Origin of the sequence: Chloroflexus sp., assembly GCF_049970315.1 — a bacterium.
GTDB lineage: Bacteria > Chloroflexota > Chloroflexia > Chloroflexales > Chloroflexaceae > Chloroflexus.
This window is the reverse complement of the sequence record NZ_JBMFNE010000003.1, coordinates 166,345-192,437: the sequence shown is the minus strand read 5'-3', so window position 1 is coordinate 192,437 and position 26,093 is coordinate 166,345. Positions and strand designations below refer to the sequence as shown.

Genomic DNA, 26,093 nt, shown 5'->3' with positions numbered 1-26,093 from the left:
TGGTGTTGGGTGGGTGAATGAGGGTTCAGCAGACGAATGAGGACGTATGACGCGAGTCATTATCTATTCCGGTAAGGGCGGTACTGGTAAGACAACACTCTCTGCGGCGACGGCGGTCATGCTGGCTCAGTCCGGTCGCCGGACATTAGTGCTATCGAGTGATCCGGCTCACTCGTTGGCCGATGTGATGGGTATTTCTATTAGCCGCGAGCGGCCCACGCCACTGGCGCCTCATCTCTATGGGCTTGAGGTGGATACGATCTACGAGTGGCGACAAAATCTCGGTGGTTTCCAACAGTTTGTCACGGCAACCTACACTGCGCGTGGGGTAGAACGTTCGACTGCGGCTGAGCTGGCTAACCAACCGGGTCTTGATGAAATCCTCGCCCTGCAACGGGTTATGGATGAAGCTCAGAGTGGGCGCTGGGACGCAATTGTCCTCGATACCGCGCCGACCGGTAATACCTTGCGTTTGTTGGCCTACCCTGAAATGATCATCGGTGGTGAAGCCGGTAAGCGGCTGTTTCGCGTGTATCGTGGAATAGCTAATGTTGCTCGTCCCTTCCGACGCGATCTGCCCGACGACCGCTTCTTTGAAGAGGTCGGTAAGCTGCTCGAACGCATGGATCAATTAGCTAATTTCTTGGTGAGTTCGGCAGTTTCGGTGCGGTTGGTGCTCAATCCCGAACGGCTGCCCCTCCTTGAGACACGCCGTGCCTATACGTTTCTGAGTCTGTATGGGTTGCAGCTCGATGCCGTCTTGGTGAATAAGATTTTACCCCACCGAACCGATCTCGGACCCTATTTTGATTACTGGGTCAATTTGCAACAACAGTATCTGGCCGAGATTGAAGCGAGTTTTGCCCCAACCCCGATCTTCCGCACCGTATTGCAAGGTGGAGAGCCGATAGGTGTTGATGCGTTGTTACACGTGGGGCGTCTGACGTTTGGCGATGTTGATCCCGGTGAGCTGTTGTACGATGAGCGACCGATTTGGCTCGAACAGTGGAGTGAAGACGGTGAACCCGGTCAGTACGATCTCTGTCTCCGCTTGCCGTTTATCGAGTTGGATGAAGCGATTGAGGTTAGTCATAGTGGGCCTGATCTGACCATCACAATTGGTCGGCTCGAACGTACCATTGCTTTGCCACGTGTCTTGTACGATTGTGTGTTGGGTGAACATCGCTACGAAGATGGTGTCTTGCGGCTGGCTTTCTATGAAGCTAGTCCCGCCCGTGCTAATGGTAAACAGCAAGTCGAGGCGGCATAGCCGAATCAGGCCGTCTCTCCGTTGTCTATGCCGGTTGCGTTCTGCACCGGTTGCGAGCTTTCTGCATGCGCACGCTGATCTTTACTGCCCATCATCAACTGCAACAGAGCGCTGCTGCGCTCGCAACAGCTTGTCACGCCGCTCGCCGCGGCTATCGGACCCTGCTTGCGTCAAGTGGTCCCGGCCATCTGATTGGTCATTTACTCCATCAGACATTGGGGCCGCGCCCGCTTGAACTCGAGCCAAACTTCGCCGCAATGGAGATCCATCCGCACGAGGAGGTAGCTCGCCGTTGGGAACAGGTACGTCCTTCGTTGCGGAGTGGCTTGGTGGCCCGGTTACGCGATCTTGGTCCTGATGAGTTGCCGGCCTTTCCCGGTATTGATGCAGTTGCGGCGATGTTGGTCGCCGAACGTGCGCGTCAGTCAGGTCGGTTTGATCTCTTGATCCTCGATGGCCCCTCACCCGATTCACTGATCCGTGCACTAACTTTACCTGATGTGTTGCGTTGGGCTGTCCGCTTGATTTTTGGTCTTGATCGTGGACCTGGTAAGTCGCGTGCGTCTCAGGAACAGGCAATGATCCCGGCTGCCATCCTGGCGCCAAGCGCGACGGCGCCTCTCCAAGAGTTGCGGATTGAACTTGAGGCACAACGGGCGCGGCTCGAAACCGAGAGCGGTGCTCGGGTTCGTATGGTTGTCTTGCCGCCCGAACTTCGCTTACCGCCCCTACGGAAGTCACTGACCGCTTTTGGGCTGTTCGGGTTGGCAAGTGATGAAGTGATTGTCAATGGTACGCCTGATCAGGTCGATGATGAAAGCCGTCACGATTTTAGTCACGAGACTAGTCGGGCACGGCCTATCTTGCGGATTGGGCAATTGGAGTTAACACCGACCGATCGGGATACATGGGCGTTGCGCGGAGCCTCCCTGTACCGCGATGGTGATATTTTTGCGACCGAACCACCACGCCCGACGAGTAGTGATCGGGATCTCCGTCTTCTGATACCGTTCCTGAATCCGAAAGCGCTCGATATTGCCGTTGCCAACGAAGAGGTCGTTGTGCAGCTTGAACAGTTGCGCCGTCACGTGTTGTTGCCGGGCTTAGTCGATGGCGGTCGTCTACGGGCGCGGGTGGAGGGTGAACTGCTACGGCTATGGGTAGAGTAGGAAGAGGGCGCCTATGTCAGTGCTTGCCCAGACAATCCTTATTGAGCGTCCACCGACACGGCCATTTGATGCCCCACCTACGGCGAAGTATGTCGAGTATGCTCATGAAGTGGCGACTCGCCTTGCCGGAAAGCTCAGTACGCGGGAACGACGCCGATTGGAAGGTGAGCGCGCGTTGTTGGCCCGTGCCCGTTTTGTTGAGTTAAACGGTGTAGTGCATCATTATCAAGATGTTGGGCCGTCAGATGGTGAGCCGCTAGTATTGATCCACGGCTGGGATTGTTCGGCGTTCTGGTGGCACCATGTGATCGATCCGTTGGCGCAGGCGGGCTATCGCGTCATTAGCTACGATCTGAAGGGGCATGGCTTTTCGGCTAACGATCCGCGCCAACAGTATACGGTGGCCGGGTTTAGCGCCGATTTGCAAGAGCTGATCCGTATTCTCGATCTTGGTTCAGTGCATCTGGCTGCCTTTTCACTCGGTGCGTTTATCGGTCTGCACGTCGCTGCCCATCATCCCGATATGGTGCGCTCGCTTATCTTCTTTAACTTTAGTCTCCTACCCTACAATAAGGTGGCCTCGACGTTTGTACCCTGGCTGCTTGATACTGTCTTCAACAAGGTGCTCCGTCCAATTGAACGGCGGAATCTCTGGTGGTTGCCCTTTATATATGCGCGTTTGGTCATGGCGCAAAATACCCCACCGGTAAGCGATATTCGGCTTGGTACGCTGGGCTTGCGTTATTGCGATCCGATTGCGGTGCGGGTGTCGGCAACTGAGCTGTCGCGACCCGAGATTTTGGCAGCAGTGGCGGAACAGGCAAAGATGATCCGGCAACCACTCTTGCTGGTGGCCGGCGCAAATGATCCGATTATGCGTCCGGCTGATGGACGCAAATTGGTCGCGTTGACCCAGAATGGCTCATTCTTAGAAGTACCGAAATGTGGCCATCTGATCCTCTTTGAATTGCCCGAGCACGTCATTCAAATTATGCGCCTCTTTTTGAAAGGCGTTCGCTAGGGAGGTCGTGGTATGCAGTTGTTGCTTCGCTCCGGCGGCCAACAAATCATGATCGATATGGAACGTGCTGATGACCGACCGTTGGTGGTTGGTCAGTATACGTATCGTCCCCGCCGTTTGGCCGGTAAAGTACGCCGATTGGCAACCAAGATGTGGCCCGATATGCCGCTGTCGGTGCTTGATCAGCGATTAACGTTCGAGGCGGTTGATAATGGGCGTGAGACCGCTTGGGGCGATAGCGGTAGTTTTTCACCACGCTCTGGCTCAACGGTGCTGTTGGGTCGGTGGGATGAAGATGGCAGTGTTGGCATTGCCCTCCACGAGTTAGCTCACGAAATGCATCTGCGTCACGGCGGTTATGATGATAGCGATGGCGTCGTGCGTGAGGCGTTGGCGATGCTGGCTGAACGTGAAGCCGGATTGCGCCGCACGTTTGAGCGCGAGCCGTACCATTCGGCTTGCCAGTTGATCGAACAATTGGAGTCGTTGTCGGCTTTTAATCGGATGTCCTTTTCCAAACGCTGGGCAGAAGTGGTCAGTGTGAATTCCGCAGTCGGTTTGGTCGATCTGATCCACTATTACCTTGATCGGAGTGAGCGACTGGGGTTGGCTCGGTGGCTCGACCGCCTGACCAAAAATGTTGATGTACGTGATCAGTTGCTGGCCCGTTTGGCAAATACGTCATTGCGCTATAGTCTGGAATTGCGCCGTCACTTGATTAAAAAATTGGTACGCTGTAAACCGGAAACGCCGGTTGAACAGTTGCTCTATGTACTCGATTCAATAGCTACCCTCGATCGGCGCTATCCTAATGACGATCTCGAACGGATTATTAATTTCTGTTTCGCGCCATATGTGCCGCAACGTCGTCGTCTCTTCGCCTTTGGCTCGTAATAGAGAGGAGCGCGTATGAATCGCTTCGAGGAAGAAAATCCGACCGTTCGTTGGCTTCCCGGTTTTGTTCGCCGTTGGTTCGGGCTGACCAACGACGATCCGCGTCGTAGTGTGGGGGGGCGTTATGGATGGATGCCGATGTGGTTAAAGCGCTTGCTGAATCTCGATGACGATGTTGTCCAGTATGCCGATGAACCCTCACTGCCGCGTCGAGCTGCCTCACCGGCATATCCATCGTCGTATACGCCAGGGACGCCGTCATTCACACCGGGAACACCGTCATTCACACCGCGTAGCGTTACTGCACCAAGCTACCGGCCGGCGGCAGATACTTCTCCGTCGACACCGGCACGCCTGAGTCTGGCTGGTGATGAATTGTCACCGGATGTGCAGCCAATTGGTTATTTATTGCGAGCTTATGCGCGGGGGGCATTGCCACCACAAGGCCTGGAGGCATTTACCCGCGAGGTGCGTACCACGACTGAAAAGGTTCTGAATTTCTACGGTTATTGGTTCCGCTTCCAGACCGAAGAGCTGCTGCGAATCGGTGGCGATCTCTGCAATGCCCTGATCAATGCTCTACCTGGCGAACCTGCTCAATCGCAAACACCGCCAACGATCCGGCGGATTAAGGTCATAGCCGATAACGGCAACGGTAATGCTAGTGGGTCGAGTAGTGTCTCCACAACATCGTCTGCCATATCGACAACTCCTACTAGCTCAGAGACTGAACCTAAAGAGTAACCTATGTCCCGTCCGGTGGTTATTATGGGCGGGTGGCTGTCGTCACCCGCCGATTATTTCGGTATGGCACGTGTCTTGGCGTCGCCGCCGTACAATCGTATTGTGTACGTAGTCGATTTTGGTCGCCTGGACTGGGCACGGTTGCGCGATCCGGATTTCGGTCCGGCACTCGATGCCTTGGCCGCTACAGTGCGGATTGCCCTGGCAGAAACCGGTGCCGATAAGGTTGATCTGATCGGCCACAGTGCGGGTGGCCGGATCGCGCGAGCCTATCTTGCCGATGAGCCGTATCAGGGTGTGCGCTACGCCGGTCATGAAGTCGTGGCTAGCTTGACAACGTTGGGCACGGCCCATGCCACGTCTGAAATTTGGGTGAAGCAGTTCGCCGATTGGCTTGAGGCACGCTATCCTGGCGCTGCCTTCCCCCAGATCAAGTACCGTACCGTCGCCGGGCGTAGTGTGCGTGGTCGCCGCTTTGGTACGCCTGAAGAGATGATTGCCTATCGCTCGTATGAAGTCTCGTTCGGTAATGGCAATCTGATCGGTGATGGCATTGTACCGACGGCCGCATGCTATCTACCCGGAGCGGATAATTTGATCTTGGAAGGGGCGCGGCATGCGCCGTATAACGCCCCGACTACGTGGTACGGCGCCCGTGAGGTCGTACCACTTTGGTTTGATACCTAAGGAGTACTATGGCCCGTCCGTTGGTCATTATTGGTGGTTACCTGACAAGCCCGCACGATTTTCGGGCGTTAGCCCAGGCGCTGACGCAGGCACCGTTTCATTTTCAGGTGTTTGTGACACCAATCGGTCGCTTACGCTGGGCCTTAACCCGCGATTGGGATTTTCGACCGGTGTTGCGGATTGTCCGTGAGACGGTTGCCCAAGCGTTACGTGAGACCGGTGCGCAGACGGTAACTATTCTTGCCCATAGTGTCGGTGGGACGGTCGCGCGGATGTATCTTGGCGATCAGCCGTACAAGGGTGAAATCTACGGCGGTCATCGCTTCGTTCACCATTTGATTATGCTGGGCACACCACACCATAGCCAAGAGTTCTGGACGCGCCAAACCGTCGGCTTTACCAACCGTTGTTATCCGGGTGCGTATTATAACCATGTACGCTACACCTCGATCATTGGGCGTAGTATTCGCGCCAATCGGCGCGGACGCTGGATTGAACGGATGGCGTACAACAGCTATGTTATGATCGACGGGCCTGCCGGCGCCGAAGCGTGGGGCGATGGCATCACGACACTGACGTGTGCCGCACTACCCGGGGCAGAGTATTTAGTGGTTCCCGGCTTACATCACTCGCCGATCCACGGGCGGCCGTGGTATGGCGACCCGGAAGGGTTAAGATACTGGCAACGTGTGTTGTTGAGTTCCGCTCCTGTTGTTGTTTGAAATGTCGCGAATTTGTACTATAATACAAACTGCATGAAGTCAACGCACTTTGACCGTTACATGTTGTACGCTATGGCGGCTGTGTCGGCTGTATCGCTTGCGTGTTATACCGCAGTGTTGTATCTCTGTCGGGAGGAGCACATCTGCCATCAACCGGTGCGGGCGGTATGGCGTAACCGGTTAGCCAACATTGCTCACGCCCTCGATTGGTTGATGAACGTGATGGTGGCACTGGTAGGGATTGGCCGTCTCTTCCGTGATGAGCAGTTCGGCGGGCAGCACCAGCCGCGTTGGTTGAAGATCTACTTTATGATTACCGGCCCCTTGCCGACCATCGGTATGGTGGGAGCAATGATTACCGGTCATCGCTGGGGTGAACGTTTGCGTGACCATCCGCAGCGACGGCGTCTGCATCGCACCTTTGCCTGGCTCGGCTATGTAAGCTGGTGGCTGAGTTTTATCCCGATCTTTTTTCAGCCGTGGTTGAACCGATTGGCTGCGGCGCCAAAGGATACATCATCGATTGTTTCATAAGCAAAATCTACGCGTGCGAAAGGGGAATACATGACAAATGCACCTTCGGTCGACGCGACCACAACCGCCGGCACGGCACTAGAGCAGCAAGAACTCTTTGCCGCTACCAACCGTGCCTACGATATGGTGTTCAAGGGAACGGTTGATTTCTTCGTGATTAAGGCAGCTAAAGACCTCAGTCTGTTCGATTTGCTTGCTACCGAACCGCGCACCTTAGCCGATCTCGCTACCTTGACCGAGACCGTCCAGCCACGACTGGAGAAGTTTCTCATTACGCTCGAACAGGTGGGTTTAGTGGCGCGCGATGCCGATCGCTGGAAGCTGACCCCCTTTGCCGAACAGTTCTTCGCCGATCCAGAACGCCATCGCAATATGACGATGGTGCCATTTGTTGATTATATTTCCGATTTGATCGAGAACTATTACCTGCGTTTGGCCGATGTTGTGCGCGGTAAAGTCGATTTTACCAGCATCGTGCCGCATCCACCACGTACTCGTGAAGATAGCTTGTTCTACGAGACGTTGCACCGCTCAAATATCCAACTTTTCGTTGAACTTTTGGTCAAGCGTGCTCGTCTCGCCGATGTGCAGACACTGGTTGATGTCGGTGGTGGGATCGGTGATATTGCGGCTGCTCTCTGTCAGGCCTTCCCCAATCTGAAAGTGACGTTGATCAACTTGCCGAGCGCTTTAGATCTGGTACGCGAAAATGTGGCGGCCAAAGGCCTGAGTGATCGCATTACACCGGTGGCCATTGATATGTACCGCGACCCGTATCCACCCGGAGACGCGGTGCTCTTCTCGCGCATTCTCTATCCGATGAACGCACAGTTCTGTTCGATGCTGCTCAAGAAGGCTTACGATGCGTTGCCGAGTGGCGGGCGGGTGCTGATCCTCGATATGGTGATTAGCGACCCACAGCGTCCGAACTACGATTACCTGACCCACTACCTCTGCGCGATTGGAATGGGATTCTCGGTGCTGGAGTTTAAGGACCACGCGATCTATCCCGATTTGTTGCGTCAGATCGGGTTTACCGATGTCACTTTTGACGAGGGCTACGATCACGTGTTGTATCAGGCGGTCAAACCGTAAATCGTAGAGTAGACATTTTGTGACCGGTGCAGTTGCTGCCCGGCAATCCGGTAAGCACCTATGATTTCGACGGAACAGCACGTCTCGCTCAGCCGAAAGATCCGAGCCCATATCGAACTGGCCGATCCGGTGACATGGATCTCACCGGTACTCGTCTGCTTCTGTGGGGCACTGGCTTCAGGGTACGAGCGGGGTTTTGATTGGACACGGCCCGATCACTGGTGGCTGATGCTCTTGGGTGCGCTGATGACCGGTCCACTCGGTACCGGCTTTAGCCAGAGTATCAATGACTATTTTGATCGCGAACTTGATGCGATCAACGATCCGCAACGTCCGATTCCGGCAGGTATTCTGACGCTCAATGAGGCGCGCTGGAATTGGATCGTGCTTGGTACCGCGACAATGCTGGTGTCGTTGGTGTTTGGGCAGCCGTTGATCGTGGTTCTTGCCTTCGTCGGTATTGTGCTGTCGGTGATCTACAGCATGCCGCCGATTAAGCTAAAGAAGCACTTTTGGCTCGGACCACCGGCTGTCGGCTTAGGCTATGTCAGTATGAGCTGGTTGGCCGGCCACCTGATCTTTGCTCCGCTTACGTGGCAAAGTGTTATCGTGGCGTTGATCAACGGTGGTTTGGCAGCCGGTCTGCTCTTCCTCAACGACATTAAAAGTGTGGAAGGTGACCGTAAATTGGGGTTGAAATCGCTGACCGTAGCGATCGGTGTCAAGCGCACGCTGATCGTAGCGTATGTAACGATTAATACGTTCGAGGCGATTCTGATGATCTTGGCGTTGATATGGGGTCAGTATTGGGTAGCACTGTTTATGCTGTTGGCATTGGTAGCACCGATCTACAATCAGATCAAGCTCTACCGTGAGCCAACCCAGCAGAATTATGTGCGCTATCTGCTGGCCTCTAATCCGTTCGTCGCCTTGATTCAGATAATCTCGGGTTTTCTCGTAGGCGGCTATTTTGGCTGACCATTAAGGAGGTGCGAACATGACGGAGACTGAAGGTGAGGTGCGAGTGCGCAGCGTCCCGGTGCGACGCAGCGACAGCTTTGTCGAGTCGGCAATGGAGTTCGGTGGTGGTGTCGTCCGTCTTGGCATGTCGATCTTTACCTTGCCGTTTGCGCTGCTGCCGCCCGAGTCGCGCCAGCATATGCGTAACGCTACTAAGGAGTTGATGTACGCCTTCGCCTCGTTGCCACGCGATTTTGCCGAGATTGCCGGTAAGAGCATCGAGAAGTGGGCGGCTGAGGGCGAAGAAAAGACCGAGACGAAGTAACACCGATTGCTCCCCGTGAGCAAAGGAGGAGTATCGTATGAGCAATGAGACGACCAACGAGCGCGATGGGTTGTTCGAGATGGCAGCCGCTTTTGTTGGCGGTGCGACCCGGATCGGGTTGACAGTGGCGTCAGTTCCGCTGGTGTTGCTCCCGCGCAATTCGCGTCGCCGGGTGCGTCGGGCAATGGCTGAAGTAGCGCTTGCGGTGGTGGCTTTCCCGAAGGAGCTGGCAAACGTCTCTGAGCGCATTGTCGATGAGATCGTTGCAGCTGAGCCACCGCAGGTGTCGTTGCCCAGCCCCCGTCAAGTCGGTAAGCAGGTGCGTTCGTTCACCGAACGGCTGTCACGTGCCGCCGAGGAGCTTGGCACCAGCTTTAGCCGAGCCGCCGGCCGTGCTGCCGATGCTGTTGAGCAAGGCGCGGCAAAGGTTGATGAGTGGGTTGAAACGCCGCCCAAGACCCCGCCGGCGCAGTGATTGTGATCGTTTCGTGATGCGGGTTTGCGCAGAGGTGTGGGATGCGCTCACCGTATCCCTCCCTCTGTGTTTGTCGCTTTACACGTTCGATTGTGTGGTTGACCGGCAGGCGAGCCGTGGTATGCTGTAAAAGAGAGGAAGCGTTGTGCTTCTCTCGTTGTCGCGATCAGTCCACGGAGCGTTATAACCATGCGGATCGTTATTCTCGGCGCCGGCTATGCTGGTTTACGCACTGCCCTTGATCTCGCTCGGCTTCGTCGTGAGCATGCACTTGATGTGACGATTCAGCTTGTCGATCAGTATCCGTATCACCAGTTAATCCAGTTATTGCATCTCACCGCTACGGCCGGGATTACCGACCAAAAGACGATCTATCAGCTTGATCAATTGTTGCAAGGGCGCGAGATTGAACGGGTCGAAGGCCGGGTGACGGTTATCCATCCCCTCGAACGTGCGGTGACGTTGGCCGATGGTCGTACCTTGTCATACGATCGGTTGGTCATTGCGCTTGGTAGCGAGACAGCGTTTAATGTGCCGGGAGCGCGCGAGTATGCGTTGCCACTCCACAACTTTACTGACGCTGTGGCGTTACGGAAGCATATTGTTGCTCAATTTACGAAAGCAGCTTCATTGACCGATCCAACCGAGTTGCGGATTACGATGACGACGGCAATCGTCGGTGGTGGCTATACCGGTTGTGAATTAGCCGGTGAATTGGCAGTCTGGGCTGATGACCTCTGTCGTCAAACTGGTGCTCCGCGGACGGAAGTCCGTATTGCATTGATCGAGCGCGAGAATCAATTACTGCCCCATTTTGGCAAGTGGGCGAGTGATGAGGCTGTTCGCCGGCTTGAACGGCTCGGAGTAAATGTCTTCCTCAATACGCCGGTTGTTCAGGTTGAGCCACAACGCCTTCGCTTCGCCGACGGGCGGATTTTGCGCGCCGGAACGATTGTTTGGGGGGCGGGCGTGCGTGCGCCGGCACTCCTCGCCGAAGCCGGTTTTCCTACCGACCGGATGGGTCGGGTGTTGGTTGACCGCTATTTGCGTGTTGATGGGCAAGCTTTTATCTTTGCAATCGGTGATTGTGCGGCAGTATCGGATGGGCGAGGCGGATTCTTGCCTCCTACCGCTTCGTATGCTATCCGTCAGGGTGCCCATTTGGCCGAGGTGTTGGCTGCCGAGGCCCAAGGGAAAGCGCCGCGTGCCTACGAACCGGTTGAGCTTGGCGAGGTGGTTTCACTGGGGCCAAATGATGCTATCGGGAACGCCCTCGGTGTGCCGGTGGTAGGGTATCCGGCGGTATTGCTCAAGCGGGGCATTGAGGAGTATTATCGCGCAACTATCGAGAATGCGTAACGGTTGTACGCATGTCTCGTTTGCCGGGAGTCGTGGTGGATTCGGAAGGTAGATATGTTGTAAGCCGCAGGAGAGTCATTTATGATCGTGCAGGAACAGTTTGTTTCCATTAAAGCTCCCCCCGCGACGGTTGAGCGTTACCTGACCGATCCCCAATTACTGACCGAGTGGCGCTCGCCGTTGGTGGTGTTCGAGCCAATTGAGGGTAATTTAATGACGCTAGGCAGTAAACATAAGCTGCGCTTGAAGTCGTTGGCATTGGCTGGCTCCACCTACACCGTCACCGAACGCGATAGTGGTCACATCTTACTGACTATCGATGGGCTCTGGTGTGGTCAGGAACTCTGGCGATGGTTTGCCGACGGTGACCGCACGATTGTTCAGCATCGGGTTGAGTATGAGGTGCCTGATCCGAGTCTACGGGTCTTTGTGGTAGGGATTGGGCAGATATTTGTGTCGCTCGATATGCGCGTGGAGCTTGAACGTCTGCGCATGATTATCGAGGGTAAGGGCCAACCGGCAGCGGCGCAATCACGGTAAGGTACATTTAGGTAACGGCGGACGAGTGACCGCCGTTTCTTTTAGTTGGTGTTTTGCATAAAAGCACAGATATTGCACAAAAAATGCATCGTTTCAGCTACTACCATCTGCCAGGCCGCTGTGCTAGCATGCAGGTGTCGGTAGACGGTTGTGCGTGATAACGAGGTTGCGTATGCCACGACAGCAACGGTTCAGCCCACGAGATGAAGTCTATCTTGCCAGCACCAGCTTTGAAGTGTATATGGCCGCCGGTGGAGTATTCATCGGGCTATTTGGTTTATTGTTCTTGATCAGTATTAAAACCGGCTTTGAGCTGCTCGTCTGGCCGGCGTTGCTGGTCTCTGTGCTTGCCGGATATATTACGCTCAATCGGCTAGAAAAACGGGAACGCAAGCGCAAACTCGCCGAGCTTGAAGCCGAGTATGCTGCCAAAGAGCGACGGGCGGTTGGCGATTGAGTTACGCTCTACACGGTGCATGTTGTGCAAAAGAGGCGGATCCCACTCCGCCTCTTCGCCTTGTTAGCCGATCGTACCTTGCTGTTTGTATCCGTCTTGTCATCTTGACAACAACCCGGTTGTGCTATCTTCAAGCTGACCGTCTTGTTGTCAGAGGATAGTGATGCAAACACTTCGTCAACTTCGTCGTTCACGTCATCTGACGTTTGTCGATTTAGCGTTACTCACCGGCATTCCAGCACGGACTATCGCCGAAGCGGAATACGGTCTGCGTCACCTTAGTCGTCCTGAAGCTGAGACGCTTGCTTTGGTGTTGGGGTTGTCAACACCTACCCCACTACCCTCGTTATCTCGTCATCAAGCGCAGTCGTCGGTAATACCGTGGGCGTTAATGACCGGTTTGGCAGCAGTTCTGTCGGTCGCACCGCTGATGAACGAGCTATTGCCGGACCAGCAACGTCATCTGTATACACCGATTATTGTACAAGCCGGTGAGTGGTTGGTAACTCGGTCGTTGTCGGTACCACCGCCGATGACATCAACGCCAACCGAAACTACATCTGAGATCGCAACGGAGTCCTCAATCGTATTCCCTCTTTCCGCAGGAGAGGCATTAGCTCCGCTCATCGCACCTGCACCGCGTCTGCCCCACCTAGCGAGTAATAAACCTAGCGTGTCGTTCTACCTCGACGAGAACGGGCCGCATGGTTGCCCGGTGCAGCCCACAGCCGGACAAGTGGTGATTACCCAGGGGTATGGGATAGGCTCACATACCCCTGTTCAGGTCTGGGGAGCTATCGATCTTGCGGTTGATGGTAACGGTGATGGGTTCGCCGATCCGGGATCAAGCTGGTACACACCGGTCATTGCGACTCATCCGGGGAAGGTCAAAGTAACCCTGAATAGTTACCCTGCCGGTAACCATGTGTGGGTCGTGGCGCCTGACGGAACGTGGCGTACCGGCTATTCCCATCTCGCAGTGGTGATGGTGATCGATGGGCAGCAGGTGCAAGCCGGCGAAGTGATCGGGTTAATGGGCGATACCGGTGTGACGAGTGGTCCGCATCTCGATTACCAGGTCTGGCGTGGTGACACAAACATTGATCCAACACCCTTGGTTGGGTGTGGATTGAGATAGCAGAGACGATTCGGTAATTCAAGCGGGTGCATGGATGGCAAGTACCTTCATGCGCGAGCCGACAAGTTCAGGACGTTGGAAACGGTGTGCAGTGAGTGCGACACCGAGCATGACACTGTAGACAAGCGCAGTATGTTGATAGGCAGCGCATAGACCTTGCTACCGCGCAGCCTCCAAACCGAAGTAGCGTTTTGCCCAAGCAACGTGGCGTTCAATCACAGTTCGGAACTTGAGATGGAAACGCCATTGACGAATAAAGGGCAGCGTTGCCAGCGCCTTCTTCCCCGGCTTGCGGAGATTGTAGTCAATCACCCAGCCTGCCTGCAGGACGGTGCGAATGTAATTCAACAATGCAAAGCTAAAGTAAGCCGCATCCGCACGCACAATGGCAATCGGCAGGCCGAAGAAGGCAACTGCCAGAGAGCAACGGAATGATCAGTGGCACATCATGGCGATTGGCAGGCGTCACCAGGAACAGGATCGGCAGTTCCGACCAGCGGCATAAGCGCGTATGCACCTTGTACCCCCAAATCGAACCTTTCCAAGGCTTGGGAAAACTCCACGCAGCGTCGGAATCGCTATGAAACCATACCTTTTGGGTGGTGGAATCCAGAACCACATCCACTCCTTGAATGATTTTGGCCTGCAATAACTGCCAAACCATGCCAAGAAAGAACAACCAGAACGCCCAGATGCCCAAAGATTGACGGCGTTCCCAGTATTGTCCAATACGGATGACCCGTCCACTCGCGAACCCTGCTGCTTGGGCGGCTTCGGGATGACTACGAAAATAGTCCACCACCATCTCGTAGCGCATCTGCCACGCTGCCTGGATGTATGCCAGCATCAAGATGCTCTCGTCCGAATACTGGATTTTCGGACCGCGGCGGGAGGACGCGGGGAGACTGTGGCGGTGCGACAAACTCACTTGCACTGCCCAATGCGCTATCGTCATGGCATTGGTAGTCTTTAGAAACTCGGCAGGCGGTACCCACAAGCGTTTGCTTAGTCGAGCAGGCAGGCGCCCCAAGTCAATTTCGGCTGGCGTCAATCTCACGCCTGTTGTTTTTGAACGTGTTGTACAATCTGTCATAGGGTCTCTCTCGGTCGTAGTGGTGTGAATGACCAATTCTACTTCCGTTAGAGACCCGCTCCCTCAATTCTAATTACCGAATCCTCTCATAGCATTATACGGAATACCCGCATCGCAACCGGCGGTGCGGGTACTGTTTACGATTGCAACGACCGTCGGAATAGGGCGAGTGCAAACCACATCGTTGCAATTGCGAATCCGGTTAAGATGATGCTGCTAAGCCACAGCGGTATAGTTGGTTCGGTACCAAACGCCAGCGCACGCACTGCATCGATGAGATAGGTAGCCGGATTGATCAAGACAATTGTGCGCATCCATCCCGGCAAAACGTCGAGTGGGTAAAGTGCATTTGACGCAAACAGCAGCGGCAAATTGAAGAGAAAGATCATGCCGTGATAGCCGGCAATACTGCGTGATACCGCTGCCACACCGAGTGCTAGGCCGCTAAAACCAATGGCAAAAATCGCCAGCAAGCTAAGCGCACCAAGCCAACCAACCGGATTAAGGGTCAGCCGTGCTCCCATCAGCAAACCAACGATCAACATCAAGATAGCTTGGAATAGCGATTTAGTAGCAGTACTGGCTGCACTGCCGAGTAACACACTGAGACGTGGGATCGGGGCGGCAAGATATTCCTTCACAATTCCACGCAGCCGCTCATCTAACAATACCATGCCACCGCCTACCGCGCCACCGAGGGCGCTGAGGGCGACGATCCCCGGTAAAATGAACGACATATAATCGTTGCCACCAACCTCACGGATCATTCCCCGCATGCCGACGCCAAACAGCACGACCCATAACACCGATTGGAGTGCCAGCCCGACCAGTTCCTCGGTCTGCTGGACGAACTTACGCATGTGTCGGGTCCAGATGACATAAGTAGCATACATACCAATCTCCTGAGCAGTCTCAATCGCGCAATGCCGTGCCGGTGTAGTGCAAGAAGACATCACCGAGCGATGGACGAGCTAATGTCACATCTTCCGCGACAAACCCATTACTACTGATCGTCCCTAATACCGCCGGTAATCGCCGACTACCATTATCGACGTAAATCAGCGCAATTCCATCGGCCGGATCGATCTCGGTGCGGTTGACCCCTTCAATGGTACTGACCGTCGTCACCAGATGATCGAAGTTCCCCTGACCGCGTACCCGAATCACGTCTGACCCCAATGCAGCGATCAGATCACCGGGTTTGCCTTCGACGATCAGGCGGCCATGATCGATAATACCGACCAAATCGGCCAATGCCTCGGCTTCGTCCATCGCGTGGGTGGTGAGTAAGATGGTCATACCGCGACGCCGGTTTAAATCGCGGATATAGCTCCAGATATTCACTCGGTTTTGCGGATCGAGCCCCTGGGTTGGTTCGTCGAGCACCAACACTTGTGGGTCGGTCATCAACCCACGTGCTAATTCGAGGCGTCGCTTCATACCACCCGAATAACTCTTAACCGGACGATCGATCGCTTCGGTTAACTGTACCAACTCGACCAACTCGGCGATCCGTTGCCGACGAACTGCTGCCGGGAGACTGTAGAGCCGACCGTGAAAATCGAGGGTCTCGCGACCGGTCAGTAAGGGATCGAGGACCATCTCTTGAAAAGTAACTCCGAGCCGGCGACGAACTTCTGCCGCCTCGTGACTGACGTCATAGCCGAGGATTCGGGCCGTCCCAGCAGTCGGCGGGATGAGGGTAGTCAGGATACTCAGCAGCGTGGTTTTACCGGCACCGTTAGGACCGAGTAGGGCATAAATCTGTCCTGCCGGCGCTTGCAGGTTGACGTGATCGAGGGCTGTAAGTGAGCCGTACCGTTTGACTAAGTCGATGGTTTCGACGGCTAACCGATTCATCGCTGTGACCTCGTTCTAGTAAGCCTACCTTGAGCATAGCGTGCCCACGTAGTGCTGTCAAGTGATGCTGTGAAGATTATCACAGGCATTGACTTTCGTTGATAATAGTGCTATGATCGCAAGCCGAATGTCAATGATGACGGATTACTGTCTGATCGCCCATGCGTCCGACAGCCGACGGAACGCCGACTGCCGCGCGCAGATCGCGTTCCGTCTTTTTATTGGCAGACCATTGTTTGTTTGCTACATTCTATCTATCCAAAGAACCTGTCGCTATGTTTGCCCAGATCAAGCGGATTTTAGTCGGTCGCCCTATTGCTACCGAACACCAGCATCAAGAACGACTAAACAAGGTGACGGCATTAGCCGTTTTTTCTTCTGATGCGCTCTCGTCAGTCTCGTATGCGACCGAAGCCATTCTCACTATTCTCGTCTTGGGTGGTAGTGTAGCACTTGGTCTTTCCCTGCCGATTGCCGTCGCTATTGCGATGTTGCTGCTGATTGTGGGCTTCTCATATCGCCAAACCATCCATGCCTATCCACAAGGTGGTGGCAGCTATATTGTGACCCGTGATAATTTGGGCGATTTGCCGGGATTAATCGCAGCAAGCGCGTTGCTCATCGATTATGTGCTGACGGTAGCGGTGAGTATTTCCGCCGGAGTGGCTGCAATTACCTCGCTTGCTACCAACTGGGGATTCCCAGGCGTGCGCGATTATGCGGTTGAGATTGCGCTGTTATGTATTCTCGTCGTCACGATTGCCAATCTGCGGGGAGCTAAAGAGAGCGGATTGATCTTCTCAGTGCCTACCTATGCGTTTATTGCAAGTATCCTTTCGATTATTGTGGTAGGTGTTAGCCAGGATTTGCTGTTTGGTGTCGAACCGGTGCGGCATAGTATTGATCCAGATATTCCACCGGTCGGTGAGACGTTATCGCTTTGGTTGATTTTACGTGCTTTTGCCGCCGGATGTACCGCATTAACCGGGATCGAGGCTATTAGCGATGGTGTGCAGGCGTTTAAGGCACCGGAGGCGCGTAATGCCTCGATTACGCTGACATGGATGATCGGCTTGTTGGTGACGATGTTTCTCGGAATCACATGGTTGGCCGACGCACATCGAGCCGTCCCCAACGAGTTTACCCACGAAACCATTGTTTCCCAAATTGCTCGTACCATTTTTGGAATAGGGCCGGTCTATGTGTTTATTCAAATTGCTACGGCCTTGATCTTGGTATTAGCGGCCAACACCGCTTTTGCCGACTTTCCCCGGTTGGCGTCGTTCCTCGCGCGTGATCGGTTCCTGCCGCGCCAGTTTGCCTCTCGCGGTGATCGGTTGGTTTTTTCGAATGGTATTCTGGTGTTAGGGTTGTTTTCGGCATTGCTCGTGATTATCTTTCAGGCCAATGAGATAGCGATGCTTCCACTATACGCGGTTGGTGTCTTCACCTCGTTTACGCTTTCGCAGTCGGGTATGGTACGGCGTCACCTACGGTTGCGGCAACCGGGGTGGACACGGAGTGCGATAATTAACGGGTTTGGGGCAACCCTTACCTCGATTGTGTTGGTGATCTTGATGATTACCAAGTTTGTCCACGGTGCGTGGATGGTCATCCTTACGATCCCGGTTTTGGTGATGATGTTTCGCGGGATTAATCTCCATTACCAACGGGTAGCCGAACAGCTTTCATTGAGTGGCGCAGTGGTGCCACCTGAATTGCGACGTCACACGGCGATTGTGTTGATTAGCGGCATTCATCGGGGGGTGTTGCCGGCGTTGCAATATGCACGCTCAATCGCGCCCGATAATGTTGCAGCCGTCTACGTTGATCTCGATCCTGAAGCAACTGAGAAGTTACGTAAGCGCTGGCAGGATTGGGGATGCGGCATTCCTCTGGTAGTGCTTGAGTCGCCGTTCCGCTCGTTGATCAATCCTATTGTGCGCTATATCGAAGAGGTTGAGACGCGCTACGGCGATGATGTGATCACGGTTATTTTGCCTGAATTTGTTCCGGCCCGCTGGTGGGAGCATTTACTGCATAATCAGACCGGTATTTTGATCAAGACGGCATTGCGCCTACGAGGAACAGTGGTGACAAGCGTGCCGTATCGGTTGCGCTAGTAGGGTACGCATGAAGTGTCAGTTCGAGTTGGCGAACTGACACTTGCATCCTCCTATCGTGTTCAAGACGTTCCCAACGCGCTGTCTGTCCCCTTTTTGACGGCTGAAAGGCTGCCAGCCTTCATTCGCTGTACGATCTGTACTCGGTCGGGCAGGGTCTCACGACCTTCCACTGCGCACGCTGCGGCAGCGGCAGCAAAACGGGCGGCAATGAACGGATCGCCGATCTCCCAAAGGCGAATGAGAAAAGCTGCTGTAAAGACATCACCAGCGCCGGTAGGATCGATTTCTCGTGCCGGGTATGGGGCGATGTGGTGGGCTTGCCTATGGAGATACATCGTGGCGCCGCGTGCGCCGTGGGTGACGATACCAATCGGCACAGTGCGAGCATAAGCTGCTGCCAGTTCTTCATCACCGGCGACATCTTCGCTGCTGAGTGTGAGGACGTGGAGACGGGAGAGTTCGGTTGCGGTGGGTTGCCAGCGCCGAAAGCGTACCGGTGATGGGAGGGGCGTGTCCCAGTCGCGCAGCCATCCCTGTGCTGTTGCTCCGATAAGTGCTCCAGGAAAAGCAGCCGCAACGTCGGCGGTACATTCGTGTAATACCGGCCCTAACAAGACAATCGGAGCGGTGCGCCAACGGGCTGGGATGTCGGTCATGAGAATTGGTGGTGCAACTGCGTGGAGCCACTGGTGTCGTCCGGTTACGGTATAGCGGTTCTCGAACGTGGAGCTGACGGTGGAGGAGATACTTGACCACGCGATGCCAGACGGTGGTTCTTCAGCACTCGCAGTGACGATAGCCGCTCGTAACCCCAGACGTTGGGCCAGTAGTGCAGCGAAGCGAGCGGTGCCACCGGCGGCAGTTGCGCCGTTCGGTAGCAGATCGCACGTAACATGACCAATGATAACAATGTCAATCATAGTGAATTCAGTGCTCGCGCAGCGAGTTTCGCCTAAAGTCCTTGCTTAGGAAAGCTACTGGTGAGTTGTGGATAAACGCTTAGCTTTGCCGTGAGCGTCGCTACAGGTAGTGCTGTAAGCTGACGCCCACATATACTACGGCCTGTTGTGGGCTAAAGTCTTCTTCTGGCGTGGTCGCAGTGTACGAGCTGAAACCTTTGGGCGCGGCTGCGTGGGTGTTGCCGGTATATTGGTAGTCACGGGTTACAATCTATTTGATTAGTTTGCCAGGTCAATCTTCGGTTTAGGTTTCAATCGCATATATTGACAGAACGTCTATCCCTCGTGAGTAGAGTGGTTCCAGGCAAGGCCAGGGCCGCGCGCGTCGGCTACTGTTTAGCCGGATAGATCACAATCTTACGATTTTCGCCTTCCCCAGAACTCTCGGTATAGATCGTCTTATCATCACGCAGGGCAAGGTGAACGATACGTCGTTCGTAGGCTGCCATCGGTTCGAGCATAATCGGTCGTCCGGTCTGGCGTACTCGTTCGGCCATCCGGCGGGCGAGGCTTTCGAGCGATTCTTGGCGGCGTTGGCGATAGTTGCCGACATCAACCACCAGTTGTGGCCATGCCTGTATTCGTCGGCTTACCAGCAAATTCAGTAAGAACTGTAACGAACGGAGCGTTTCGCCACGCCGACCGATCAAGAGACCCATCGCCTCTTCATCGGCTCCTTCGACGTGCAGCGTAATCGTCTCTTCTAAGTTCCCTTGTGGGCCGGGCACGCGCGAAATTACCGACGTAACGTAGGCTTGAATATCCATACGTTCGAGTAGGTCTTCGAGGATACGCTGCGCAATCGCACTCACCTCTTCAATCGAAGGCTTTTCTTCGTCATCTTCGACGACGGTGACGCGCACCAGTGCTTCGTCACCATTCTCGCCGGGATCGAGCACCTCAATCGCCACTTCATCGCGGTCGCGGCCCAGTTGGGCCAATGCCAATTCAACGGCTTCGGCGACGGTGCGTGCGCTGATTTCAATGCGCTTCATAGACACCTCTCGGTCACGGTGACCGTCTTCCTAAGTAGATAACGTTAACGGCGACGACGAGGATTGGGATATTGGCGTGATGTACGCTGCTCCTCACCACCTGCTTCACCCTGCTCAACCGGCGCTTCGATCAATGGGCGCATGACCGACCAAAAATCGACTTTTGGTGTCTCGGTTTGGGTCTCGGTTGCAGTAGTAGAGGCTGATGCGAGGCTCAGCGCCGATGTAGGACGATTGTCAGGTGGCAAGAACCGCAGATAGTTGGCCAGTGAACCCCAACCCGATGTAAAGTACTGCTGGATCACACCGATCACACTGCTCACAACCCAGTATAGGACAGCACCGGTGGGGAAGGTGAAGGCAATGTATCCAAATACAAACGGCATAATTAACATTGCTTGGGTAAATGCCTTCTGCTGTGGATCTTGAACCCGCGGTGTTGCCATGAGCTGCTGCACCAATTGTAAAACGATCGATAGTACCGGTAAGACGAGATAAGCAAAACCGGCAAACCCATTTGGCCCAAATGCCGGCACCCCCAGGTCCATACCGAAGAACGGAGCACTGAGAATTTGTGCCAGGCGTTCATCTTTCAACATCTCGGCCGCAGCAGCACTCAAATTCACGCGCTGTTCAGGTACCATCAGGTGATAGACAGCTTGGTACACACCGAAGAAAATTGGGAGTTGCAGCAAGAGCGGCAGACAACCGCCTACCGGATTAATCTTATATTCACGGTAAACCCGTAGGGTTTCTTCTTGGAGTCGTTGCGGGTCTTTGCCGTACTTACGCTGAATCTCTTTCAGGATGGGCTGTACTTCTTGCATCCGGCGACTCGAACGCAACGAGCTTAGGGTAAGTGGCAAGATAAAGAGACGGGCAGCGATCGTGAAGAGCACAATGCCCAATGCCATATTGCCGGTCAGTGATGAGAAGAAGAGGAGTAATTGTTCGAGCAACCCAACGAATGCCGACCAGATATTCATGGCGATCCCCGTTCGTTTTGTGGTAGTGAGGTAGGTGGTACTGGTGAAACAGGTTCTGTTTCAGGTGTGAGCAGGCAGGCCTGCCGGAGTAGACGAATAATATCGGCTTGCAACTGGCTAAATGGCGTCTCAATCACCTCTGGTGAACGAATAGCAAAAAGTAGGTCGTAACCGGTGGTAAGTGACGGTAAAAGCAAGCGCACTGCCTCACGAACTCGCCGGCGAGCACGGTTGCGCTGGACGGCCTTGCCAAGGCGACGACCGGTGATGAAACCACAGCGTACACCATCGCGCCGACCCGGTGCGACGGTGAGGGTCAGCCAAGCCGAAGAAAAGGTGCGTCCCGTTTGGCGTACTCGACGGAATTGTGCAGGCCGACGGAGCCGGTTTGCGCGTCGCATAGACAAAAAACAAACGGGCTACCGACTACAGATGGCATACCTGCCAGCCGCCTGTCGCGACTCTGTAGACGATAACCCGTTCCATGCAGTTGTTAGCGGTGCCCGCGTCGTACTGCTCGCCGCTCATCACTGACGGTTAACTTCCAGCGACCCTTGAGGCGCCGACGACGAAGAATTGCCCGTCCGTCCTTCGTAGCCATCCGTGCCCGGAAACCATGCTTGCGACGGCGCGGAATACGTTTAGGTTGCCATGTTCGTTTGGGCATTGTATGTTCTCCTCAGAAGTTGTCGAATTTATTGACAAAACTAGTGCCATTATAATCGTCGCACCGGATCGGTGTCAAATCTGGTCTCTCCTACCAAGATGCCAGGCAAGGTTTGTGAACATCATGACTTGGGGAGTGGTGCGTGACGGCGTTACCAACCGCAACAGGTTTCCGAGATGGTGTGACCGTAGGAACAAGATGTTGCTATGCTCCTACGGTCACATCATAACGACCGAGCCAATGTCAGGCAGCTTGGGAAGCCGCTTATCGCCTTCTACTCATCGTAGCCGATCTGCTGGAGGGTTCGGCGAATTGCCTCACGCTGACGGCGATTTGAGGGACGCTCCGTCTCCTCATCATCATCGTCCTCATGGCGTCGGCGTCGATCACGGTCACGGCGACTGCTGGAACCACCGAACTTGGTTAGCAGATCTTCAATGGTAGCGTTACCCTCAAACGATACATCATCATCTTCACCGACGATATAGGTGTCGGGGCTGGACTGAGCCGGTCGGCGCTCACGACGCTCGCGTCGTTCACCACGCTCACTGCGTTCACCACGCTCACTGCGTTCACGGGCGGCCTGGGCAGCGGCTGCGAAACGTTCGAGGTTGCCTCGTCGTGTCGGTGTTACCTCTTCTGACGGCTCGGCAGCTTCTTCACCGGTCGTAGTTGCCGGCTGCTCCTCTTCAAGACGCATCGTCAGGCTAATCCGCTTGCTCTGTGGATCGACGCCGAGCACCTTGACCTTCACCTTGTCACCGACTTTGACCACATCTTCAACCTTAGCCACGCGGTGCGGGGCAAGTGCTGAGATATGAACCAGGCCATCGCGCCCGACACCGATGTCCACAAACGCGCCAAAGTTAGCGATCCCGCTGACAGTACCCTCGATAATCTGACCTGGTTCGAGCTGTTGCATGCGCTGGGCGCGCTGTGCACGGCGCAAGCTCAGACTAATGCGGGTTCCTTCGCCATCGATTTCGAGTACTTTAAACTGATAGCGCTCACCCACCTTGACTGCGTCTTCCGGCTTTTCGACACGGCCCTCGGACAACTCACTGATATGGATCAACCCATCTTTACCGACCCCAATATCAGCAAAGGCGCCGAAGGGGGCGAAGCCGGTGATCACACCCTCAACGATGTCGCCAACTTTCAGGCTTGCCAACTTCTCGCGATCGACCTCTTGGCGGCGCGGTTGCGGTTGCGCCGGCTGTGACTGGCGGGCACGACGTGGTTTTTCACCTCGGCTCGGATTGAGCATGGTCAGACTAATCCGACGTGCATCTAGATCAACGCTCTTGACCCACACCTTCACCGTATCGCCGATCTGCACCAGTTCTGACGGCGTATCGATCCGGCGATCGCTCATCTCCGAAATATGGACGAGGCCGTCACGACCAACTCCAACATCAACGAAGATACCGTACAGTGCGATGGAAGTAACCTTGCCTTCCAGCTCCATGCCGGGCTGCAAATCCTTCAGCCGACGCGGCTTTTGCGGTTGCTGCTCACTCACCGGGGTAAAGCTGGCACCGGTCGCCTCAGCCGGTTCAGTTTCTTGCGCAGCGGCTTGTGCCGTTGTTACCGGAGCCTCAGACTCCCCTGTAGTAGCGGGTTGATCTACCGCCTGTTCAGGGGTAGGCGCTACCGCCTCCGCCGGAACCGATGTTGCGGCGACAGCAGCGTCAGCCGCCGGAGCCTGAGCTGCCGCAAGAGGCGTATCTGCCAGCTCGCCCGCAGCGACCTCTTCCCTACGAACCTGATCCGTCATTGCCTACCTTCCTCCTCGCGTAACATACATAACCGTAGTTATACCCTTGGCGCCCGATCACTCGTGTGTCCGACGCTTGCCGACCGCTTGGATAATTTATGTGCGCATTTGTTGTCGAACTGCGCGCACCAGACCGTCATCTTGCAAATCTTCTAAGCGATAATAGATGCCGCGAAGATATTCAGCCAATCGTCGTGATAGGCCGCGATCAAAATGGGGATGTTCAGTATCAATGACGATAGCCTGAATCTGACGATCGGCGATCATTTCAGCGATCCGATATGCCTCCTGTTGCGGTGGGAGATCGGAGATAGAGACATTAGCCTGTCCATCGGTTAATAGTACCATCAACGGTACCACTTCTGCATCACGCCGGCGTGCGCGTTCAAGCAGTTCAAACGCTGTCAGTAAGCCGCGTGAGAGCGGTGTCTTACCTCCGGTAGGCATTGATTGCAAGCGACGTTGGGCCAATTCAACGCTGTTGGTTAATGGCAACAACACCCGTGCATAGTCGCGCTGAAAACTGACCAACCCCACCTGATCGCGACGTTGGTATGCGTCACGCAGTAGCGAGAGCACTGCTGCTTTTGTCGCTTGCATGCGCTCTTCGGCGGCCATGCTCCAACTGGCATCGACCACAAAACAGACGGCATTGCGAGTCCGGCGCACACGCACTTTCTGGCGCAAATCAGAACGCTTAATCAATATTTTTGGCCGTTGGCGGTGCGGTGTATCGATGGTGTGCATCAATTCCATCCGGCGTTTACGCTGGTAGATCGCTGCTTCACGCAAGGTGGCATCGAGGGCCAAATCGGTTACGCGCGCAGCTTGTCGGCTCGTAATGTAGCGCCCCTGCTTTCGGGTTGTCCGCGAGCGTGAACGACGACCGGGAGCACGGCGTTGCGTGCGATCGGGGGTTGTTTCGAGACGGCGTGGGCGAAAGACATCACCGGCTTTATGCTCAGTACCACCGGTTGCTTGTTCATTAGCCGGCTTGGCTGTTTCTGGGGTTCCTGCGCCGCCGATCGGTACGGTTGTGGCGCTACCGCCATGCTCGTCACCACCCTCATCGTCATTGCTACCGTCATCGTTCAGATCAGGCTTTTTTTTTACCTCCGCCTGTGCTCTGATCTCCTCGGCCCGCTTGCTATAGTGATCGAGAATAGTAGCCATCCGCTGCTCATCAAGTTTGACCTCGCCAAAGGGCTGGCGTCTCATTCGGTGTGGTAAGGCCAACTCGGCCGCCAGGCGAATATCTTCTGCGAGCAGCATTCGCCGACCACTCCATGCAGCGTGGGTCCGCGCCGTCTCGAGAATAGTCAAATCGGCGCGATGCCCATCTACTCCCATCTCGATACACAAACTTGCCACAACCGCCATATCGCTCCGATCGATCTGCACCTGCGGTAACAGGGTACGGGCTGCGGCAATACGCTGCGATAGCGCCTCTTCGGCCTCGTGCCACTGCTGAATAAAGCCGAATGGATCGGCCTCATACGCCATCCGGCGCTCGATCACGGCAACCCGATCGTTGACATCGGTCAGACCGACGACTTCGACAGCCAGACCGAACCGGTCGAGGAGCTGTGGACGAAGCTCACCCTCTTCGGGATTCATCGTACCGACGAGGATGAAACGGGCGGGATGCGATACGCTTACCCCTTCGCGTTCAACAGTATTGACCCCCATTGCTGCGGCATCGAGCAGCAAGTCAACGAGATGGTCATCGAGTAGGTTGACCTCATCGACGTACAACACGCCGCGATTGACCTGTGCGAGCAGACCGGGTTCAAACCGACGCTGTCCTTCAGTAATTGCGTGTTCGAGGTCGAGTGAACCGACGACGCGATCCTCAGAGGCCGAAACCGGCAACTCAACCAGTCGTGTAGGGCGTACCATTGTGGGCAAGGGACCGTGAGCCAGCCGTTCTTGGCATGAGGCACAGAGGATTGCCGGCATATCAGGATCGCAACTGTAGGGGCAATCAACCACCACCTTAATCGATGGCAAGAGGCGGGTCAGCGCACGGACTGCCGTTGACTTCGCCGTACCCTTCTCGCCGCGAATCAACACACCACCGATACGTGGGTTGATCGCGTTCAAAATGAGGGCGCGTTTCAACCGCTCTTGGCCAACAATGGCGGAGAATGGATAAACCGGTCGTTGCGGAAGATTGGTGATGTTCACGACAACAAAAATCTTCTAGCTCAGCGTGAGCCAGAAGCCATAGCAGCAATGCC

Annotated in this window: 28 protein-coding genes; 17 read left to right on the top strand and 11 right to left on the bottom strand. The window is 55.1% G+C overall.

Annotated features, from left to right (window positions below; translation table 11 throughout):
- The first annotated feature begins 46 nt into the window (after positions 1 to 46).
- From ACP5OT_RS03410 to ACP5OT_RS03335, 16 genes are all read left to right on the top strand, one after another.
- A complete protein-coding gene (locus tag ACP5OT_RS03410; RefSeq protein ID WP_424676398.1) occupies positions 47 to 1,270 on the top strand; it encodes an ArsA family ATPase in 1,224 nt (407 codons plus the stop codon).
- 65 nt (positions 1,271 to 1,335) lie between these two features.
- A complete protein-coding gene (locus ACP5OT_RS03405) occupies positions 1,336 to 2,439 on the top strand; it encodes an ArsA-related P-loop ATPase (protein WP_424676399.1) in 1,104 nt (367 codons plus the stop codon).
- Positions 2,440 to 2,452: 13 nt separating this feature from the next.
- Positions 2,453 to 3,460 carry an alpha/beta fold hydrolase gene (locus ACP5OT_RS03400; protein ID WP_424676400.1) on the top strand — a complete coding sequence of 336 codons (1,008 nt, stop codon included), beginning with the start codon at positions 2,453 to 2,455 and terminating at the stop codon, positions 3,458 to 3,460.
- 12 nt (positions 3,461 to 3,472) lie between these two features.
- Positions 3,473 to 4,354 carry a hypothetical protein gene (locus tag ACP5OT_RS03395; RefSeq protein WP_424676401.1) on the top strand — a complete coding sequence of 294 codons (882 nt, stop codon included), beginning with the start codon at positions 3,473 to 3,475 and terminating at the stop codon, positions 4,352 to 4,354.
- Between the two features lie 15 nt (positions 4,355 to 4,369).
- Entirely contained in the window at positions 4,370 to 5,098 is a 729-nt protein-coding gene (locus tag ACP5OT_RS03390) for a hypothetical protein (protein WP_428112337.1), read from the top strand.
- Positions 5,099 to 5,101: 3 nt separating this feature from the next.
- Positions 5,102 to 5,785, top strand: coding sequence for an esterase/lipase family protein (locus ACP5OT_RS03385; RefSeq protein ID WP_424676403.1), 684 nt, complete (start codon positions 5,102 to 5,104; stop codon positions 5,783 to 5,785).
- 8 nt (positions 5,786 to 5,793) lie between these two features.
- Complete coding sequence (locus ACP5OT_RS03380; RefSeq protein WP_424676404.1) at positions 5,794 to 6,507, top strand: esterase/lipase family protein; 714 nt, start codon at positions 5,794 to 5,796, stop codon at positions 6,505 to 6,507.
- 72 nt (positions 6,508 to 6,579) lie between these two features.
- Positions 6,580 to 7,041, top strand: coding sequence for a hypothetical protein (locus ACP5OT_RS03375; RefSeq protein ID WP_424676405.1), 462 nt, complete (start codon positions 6,580 to 6,582; stop codon positions 7,039 to 7,041).
- A gap of 30 nt (positions 7,042 to 7,071) precedes the next feature.
- Positions 7,072 to 8,136, top strand: coding sequence for a bacteriochlorophyllide d C-20 methyltransferase BchU (bchU, locus tag ACP5OT_RS03370; protein ID WP_424676406.1), 1,065 nt, complete (start codon positions 7,072 to 7,074; stop codon positions 8,134 to 8,136).
- A 60-nt stretch (positions 8,137 to 8,196) separates the two neighbouring features.
- Positions 8,197 to 9,114 (top strand): (bacterio)chlorophyll synthase, encoded by a 918-nt coding sequence (bchG, locus tag ACP5OT_RS03365; protein WP_424676407.1) that lies wholly within the window; start codon positions 8,197 to 8,199, stop codon positions 9,112 to 9,114.
- A 19-nt stretch (positions 9,115 to 9,133) separates the two neighbouring features.
- Positions 9,134 to 9,421 carry a hypothetical protein gene (locus ACP5OT_RS03360; protein WP_424676408.1) on the top strand — a complete coding sequence of 96 codons (288 nt, stop codon included), beginning with the start codon at positions 9,134 to 9,136 and terminating at the stop codon, positions 9,419 to 9,421.
- Between the two features lie 37 nt (positions 9,422 to 9,458).
- The gene (locus tag ACP5OT_RS03355; protein WP_424676409.1) at positions 9,459 to 9,896 is read left to right on the top strand and encodes a hypothetical protein; all 438 of its coding nucleotides are present in this window, start codon (positions 9,459 to 9,461) and stop codon (positions 9,894 to 9,896) included.
- Positions 9,897 to 10,085: 189 nt separating this feature from the next.
- Positions 10,086 to 11,255, top strand: coding sequence for an NAD(P)/FAD-dependent oxidoreductase (locus tag ACP5OT_RS03350; RefSeq protein ID WP_424676410.1), 1,170 nt, complete (start codon positions 10,086 to 10,088; stop codon positions 11,253 to 11,255).
- Positions 11,256 to 11,336: 81 nt separating this feature from the next.
- Positions 11,337 to 11,795 carry an SRPBCC family protein gene (locus ACP5OT_RS03345; protein ID WP_424676411.1) on the top strand — a complete coding sequence of 153 codons (459 nt, stop codon included), beginning with the start codon at positions 11,337 to 11,339 and terminating at the stop codon, positions 11,793 to 11,795.
- A gap of 172 nt (positions 11,796 to 11,967) precedes the next feature.
- On the top strand, positions 11,968 to 12,252 hold the full coding sequence (locus tag ACP5OT_RS03340; protein WP_424676412.1) for a hypothetical protein: 285 nt from the start codon (positions 11,968 to 11,970) through the stop codon (positions 12,250 to 12,252).
- A gap of 163 nt (positions 12,253 to 12,415) precedes the next feature.
- On the top strand, positions 12,416 to 13,390 hold the full coding sequence (locus ACP5OT_RS03335) for a peptidoglycan DD-metalloendopeptidase family protein (protein ID WP_428131327.1): 975 nt from the start codon (positions 12,416 to 12,418) through the stop codon (positions 13,388 to 13,390).
- 159 nt (positions 13,391 to 13,549) lie between these two features.
- Here the strand turns inward: ACP5OT_RS03335 and ACP5OT_RS03330 are convergent, their stop codons facing one another.
- The 4 genes from ACP5OT_RS03330 to ACP5OT_RS03315 all read right to left on the bottom strand — a co-directional run bounded on the left by ACP5OT_RS03330 (position 13,550) and on the right by ACP5OT_RS03315 (position 16,343).
- Complete coding sequence (locus ACP5OT_RS03330; RefSeq protein WP_428131325.1) at positions 13,550 to 13,774, bottom strand: hypothetical protein; 225 nt, start codon at positions 13,772 to 13,774, stop codon at positions 13,550 to 13,552.
- Positions 13,749 to 14,237 (bottom strand): hypothetical protein, encoded by a 489-nt coding sequence (locus ACP5OT_RS03325; RefSeq protein WP_428131323.1) that lies wholly within the window; start codon positions 14,235 to 14,237, stop codon positions 13,749 to 13,751. Before ACP5OT_RS03325 ends, ACP5OT_RS03330 begins: the two co-directional genes overlap by 26 nt.
- A gap of 383 nt (positions 14,238 to 14,620) precedes the next feature.
- The gene (locus ACP5OT_RS03320) at positions 14,621 to 15,376 is read right to left on the bottom strand and encodes an ABC transporter permease (RefSeq protein ID WP_424675607.1); all 756 of its coding nucleotides are present in this window, start codon (positions 15,374 to 15,376) and stop codon (positions 14,621 to 14,623) included.
- Between the two features lie 19 nt (positions 15,377 to 15,395).
- Positions 15,396 to 16,343 carry an ATP-binding cassette domain-containing protein gene (locus ACP5OT_RS03315; RefSeq protein WP_424675608.1) on the bottom strand — a complete coding sequence of 316 codons (948 nt, stop codon included), beginning with the start codon at positions 16,341 to 16,343 and terminating at the stop codon, positions 15,396 to 15,398.
- 275 nt (positions 16,344 to 16,618) lie between these two features.
- On the opposite strand from ACP5OT_RS03315, the gene ACP5OT_RS03310 reads away from it, so the two are divergent.
- Entirely contained in the window at positions 16,619 to 18,466 is a 1,848-nt protein-coding gene (locus ACP5OT_RS03310; protein WP_428131321.1) for an APC family permease, read from the top strand.
- Positions 18,467 to 18,528: 62 nt separating this feature from the next.
- Here ACP5OT_RS03310 and ACP5OT_RS03305 read toward each other — a convergent pair whose 3' ends face one another.
- From ACP5OT_RS03305 to ACP5OT_RS03275, 7 genes are all read right to left on the bottom strand, one after another.
- Positions 18,529 to 19,389: a PfkB family carbohydrate kinase gene (locus ACP5OT_RS03305; protein WP_424675610.1), complete on the bottom strand. Its 861-nt coding sequence runs from the start codon at positions 19,387 to 19,389 to the stop codon at positions 18,529 to 18,531.
- A gap of 368 nt (positions 19,390 to 19,757) precedes the next feature.
- Positions 19,758 to 20,423 carry an RNA-binding cell elongation regulator Jag/EloR gene (gene jag, locus ACP5OT_RS03300; RefSeq protein WP_424675611.1) on the bottom strand — a complete coding sequence of 222 codons (666 nt, stop codon included), beginning with the start codon at positions 20,421 to 20,423 and terminating at the stop codon, positions 19,758 to 19,760.
- A 44-nt stretch (positions 20,424 to 20,467) separates the two neighbouring features.
- Positions 20,468 to 21,409 carry a YidC/Oxa1 family membrane protein insertase gene (locus ACP5OT_RS03295; protein WP_424675612.1) on the bottom strand — a complete coding sequence of 314 codons (942 nt, stop codon included), beginning with the start codon at positions 21,407 to 21,409 and terminating at the stop codon, positions 20,468 to 20,470.
- A complete protein-coding gene (rnpA, locus tag ACP5OT_RS03290) occupies positions 21,406 to 21,810 on the bottom strand; it encodes a ribonuclease P protein component (RefSeq protein WP_424675613.1) in 405 nt (134 codons plus the stop codon). The genes ACP5OT_RS03295 and rnpA overlap by 4 nt, the downstream gene beginning before the upstream one ends.
- A gap of 92 nt (positions 21,811 to 21,902) precedes the next feature.
- Positions 21,903 to 22,076 (bottom strand): 50S ribosomal protein L34, encoded by a 174-nt coding sequence (gene rpmH / locus ACP5OT_RS03285; RefSeq protein WP_012616467.1) that lies wholly within the window; start codon positions 22,074 to 22,076, stop codon positions 21,903 to 21,905.
- A 274-nt stretch (positions 22,077 to 22,350) separates the two neighbouring features.
- Positions 22,351 to 23,853, bottom strand: a complete 1,503-nt coding sequence (locus tag ACP5OT_RS03280; RefSeq protein WP_424675614.1) for a S1 RNA-binding domain-containing protein — start codon at positions 23,851 to 23,853, stop codon at positions 22,351 to 22,353.
- A gap of 96 nt (positions 23,854 to 23,949) precedes the next feature.
- Positions 23,950 to 26,040: a putative cobaltochelatase gene (locus ACP5OT_RS03275; protein ID WP_424675615.1), complete on the bottom strand. Its 2,091-nt coding sequence runs from the start codon at positions 26,038 to 26,040 to the stop codon at positions 23,950 to 23,952.
- Between the last annotated feature and the right edge of the window lie 53 nt (positions 26,041 to 26,093).

Excerpts from the sequence above, each read along its gene's own strand:
- ACP5OT_RS03405 (WP_424676399.1), top strand. The coding sequence starts at position 1,336 with ATGCGCACGCTGATCTTTACTGCCCATCATCAACTGCAACAGAGCGCT.
- ACP5OT_RS03350 (WP_424676410.1), top strand. The coding sequence starts at position 10,086 with ATGCGGATCGTTATTCTCGGCGCCGGCTATGCTGGTTTACGCACTGCC.
- ACP5OT_RS03395 (WP_424676401.1), top strand. The coding sequence starts at position 3,473 with ATGCAGTTGTTGCTTCGCTCCGGCGGCCAACAAATCATGATCGATATG.
- ACP5OT_RS03295 (WP_424675612.1), bottom strand. The coding sequence starts at position 21,409 with ATGAATATCTGGTCGGCATTCGTTGGGTTGCTCGAACAATTACTCCTC.
- ACP5OT_RS03355 (WP_424676409.1), top strand. The coding sequence starts at position 9,459 with ATGAGCAATGAGACGACCAACGAGCGCGATGGGTTGTTCGAGATGGCA.
- ACP5OT_RS03375 (WP_424676405.1), top strand. The coding sequence starts at position 6,580 with ATGGCGGCTGTGTCGGCTGTATCGCTTGCGTGTTATACCGCAGTGTTG.
- bchU (WP_424676406.1), top strand. The coding sequence starts at position 7,072 with ATGACAAATGCACCTTCGGTCGACGCGACCACAACCGCCGGCACGGCA.
- ACP5OT_RS03385 (WP_424676403.1), top strand. The coding sequence starts at position 5,102 with ATGTCCCGTCCGGTGGTTATTATGGGCGGGTGGCTGTCGTCACCCGCC.
- jag (WP_424675611.1), bottom strand. The coding sequence starts at position 20,423 with ATGAAGCGCATTGAAATCAGCGCACGCACCGTCGCCGAAGCCGTTGAA.
- ACP5OT_RS03305 (WP_424675610.1), bottom strand. The coding sequence starts at position 19,389 with ATGATTGACATTGTTATCATTGGTCATGTTACGTGCGATCTGCTACCG.
- ACP5OT_RS03310 (WP_428131321.1), top strand. The coding sequence starts at position 16,619 with ATGTTTGCCCAGATCAAGCGGATTTTAGTCGGTCGCCCTATTGCTACC.
- ACP5OT_RS03390 (WP_428112337.1), top strand. The coding sequence starts at position 4,370 with ATGAATCGCTTCGAGGAAGAAAATCCGACCGTTCGTTGGCTTCCCGGT.
- ACP5OT_RS03335 (WP_428131327.1), top strand. The coding sequence starts at position 12,416 with ATGCAAACACTTCGTCAACTTCGTCGTTCACGTCATCTGACGTTTGTC.
- ACP5OT_RS03340 (WP_424676412.1), top strand. The coding sequence starts at position 11,968 with ATGCCACGACAGCAACGGTTCAGCCCACGAGATGAAGTCTATCTTGCC.
- ACP5OT_RS03280 (WP_424675614.1), bottom strand. The coding sequence starts at position 23,853 with ATGACGGATCAGGTTCGTAGGGAAGAGGTCGCTGCGGGCGAGCTGGCA.
- ACP5OT_RS03325 (WP_428131323.1), bottom strand. The coding sequence starts at position 14,237 with ATGCTGGCATACATCCAGGCAGCGTGGCAGATGCGCTACGAGATGGTG.
- bchG (WP_424676407.1), top strand. The coding sequence starts at position 8,197 with ATGATTTCGACGGAACAGCACGTCTCGCTCAGCCGAAAGATCCGAGCC.
- ACP5OT_RS03360 (WP_424676408.1), top strand. The coding sequence starts at position 9,134 with ATGACGGAGACTGAAGGTGAGGTGCGAGTGCGCAGCGTCCCGGTGCGA.
- rnpA (WP_424675613.1), bottom strand. The coding sequence starts at position 21,810 with ATGCGACGCGCAAACCGGCTCCGTCGGCCTGCACAATTCCGTCGAGTA.
- ACP5OT_RS03380 (WP_424676404.1), top strand. The coding sequence starts at position 5,794 with ATGGCCCGTCCGTTGGTCATTATTGGTGGTTACCTGACAAGCCCGCAC.
- ACP5OT_RS03410 (WP_424676398.1), top strand. The coding sequence starts at position 47 with ATGACGCGAGTCATTATCTATTCCGGTAAGGGCGGTACTGGTAAGACA.
- ACP5OT_RS03345 (WP_424676411.1), top strand. The coding sequence starts at position 11,337 with ATGATCGTGCAGGAACAGTTTGTTTCCATTAAAGCTCCCCCCGCGACG.
- rpmH (WP_012616467.1), bottom strand. The coding sequence starts at position 22,076 with ATGCCCAAACGAACATGGCAACCTAAACGTATTCCGCGCCGTCGCAAG.
- ACP5OT_RS03315 (WP_424675608.1), bottom strand. The coding sequence starts at position 16,343 with ATGAATCGGTTAGCCGTCGAAACCATCGACTTAGTCAAACGGTACGGC.
- ACP5OT_RS03320 (WP_424675607.1), bottom strand. The coding sequence starts at position 15,376 with ATGTATGCTACTTATGTCATCTGGACCCGACACATGCGTAAGTTCGTC.
- ACP5OT_RS03400 (WP_424676400.1), top strand. The coding sequence starts at position 2,453 with ATGTCAGTGCTTGCCCAGACAATCCTTATTGAGCGTCCACCGACACGG.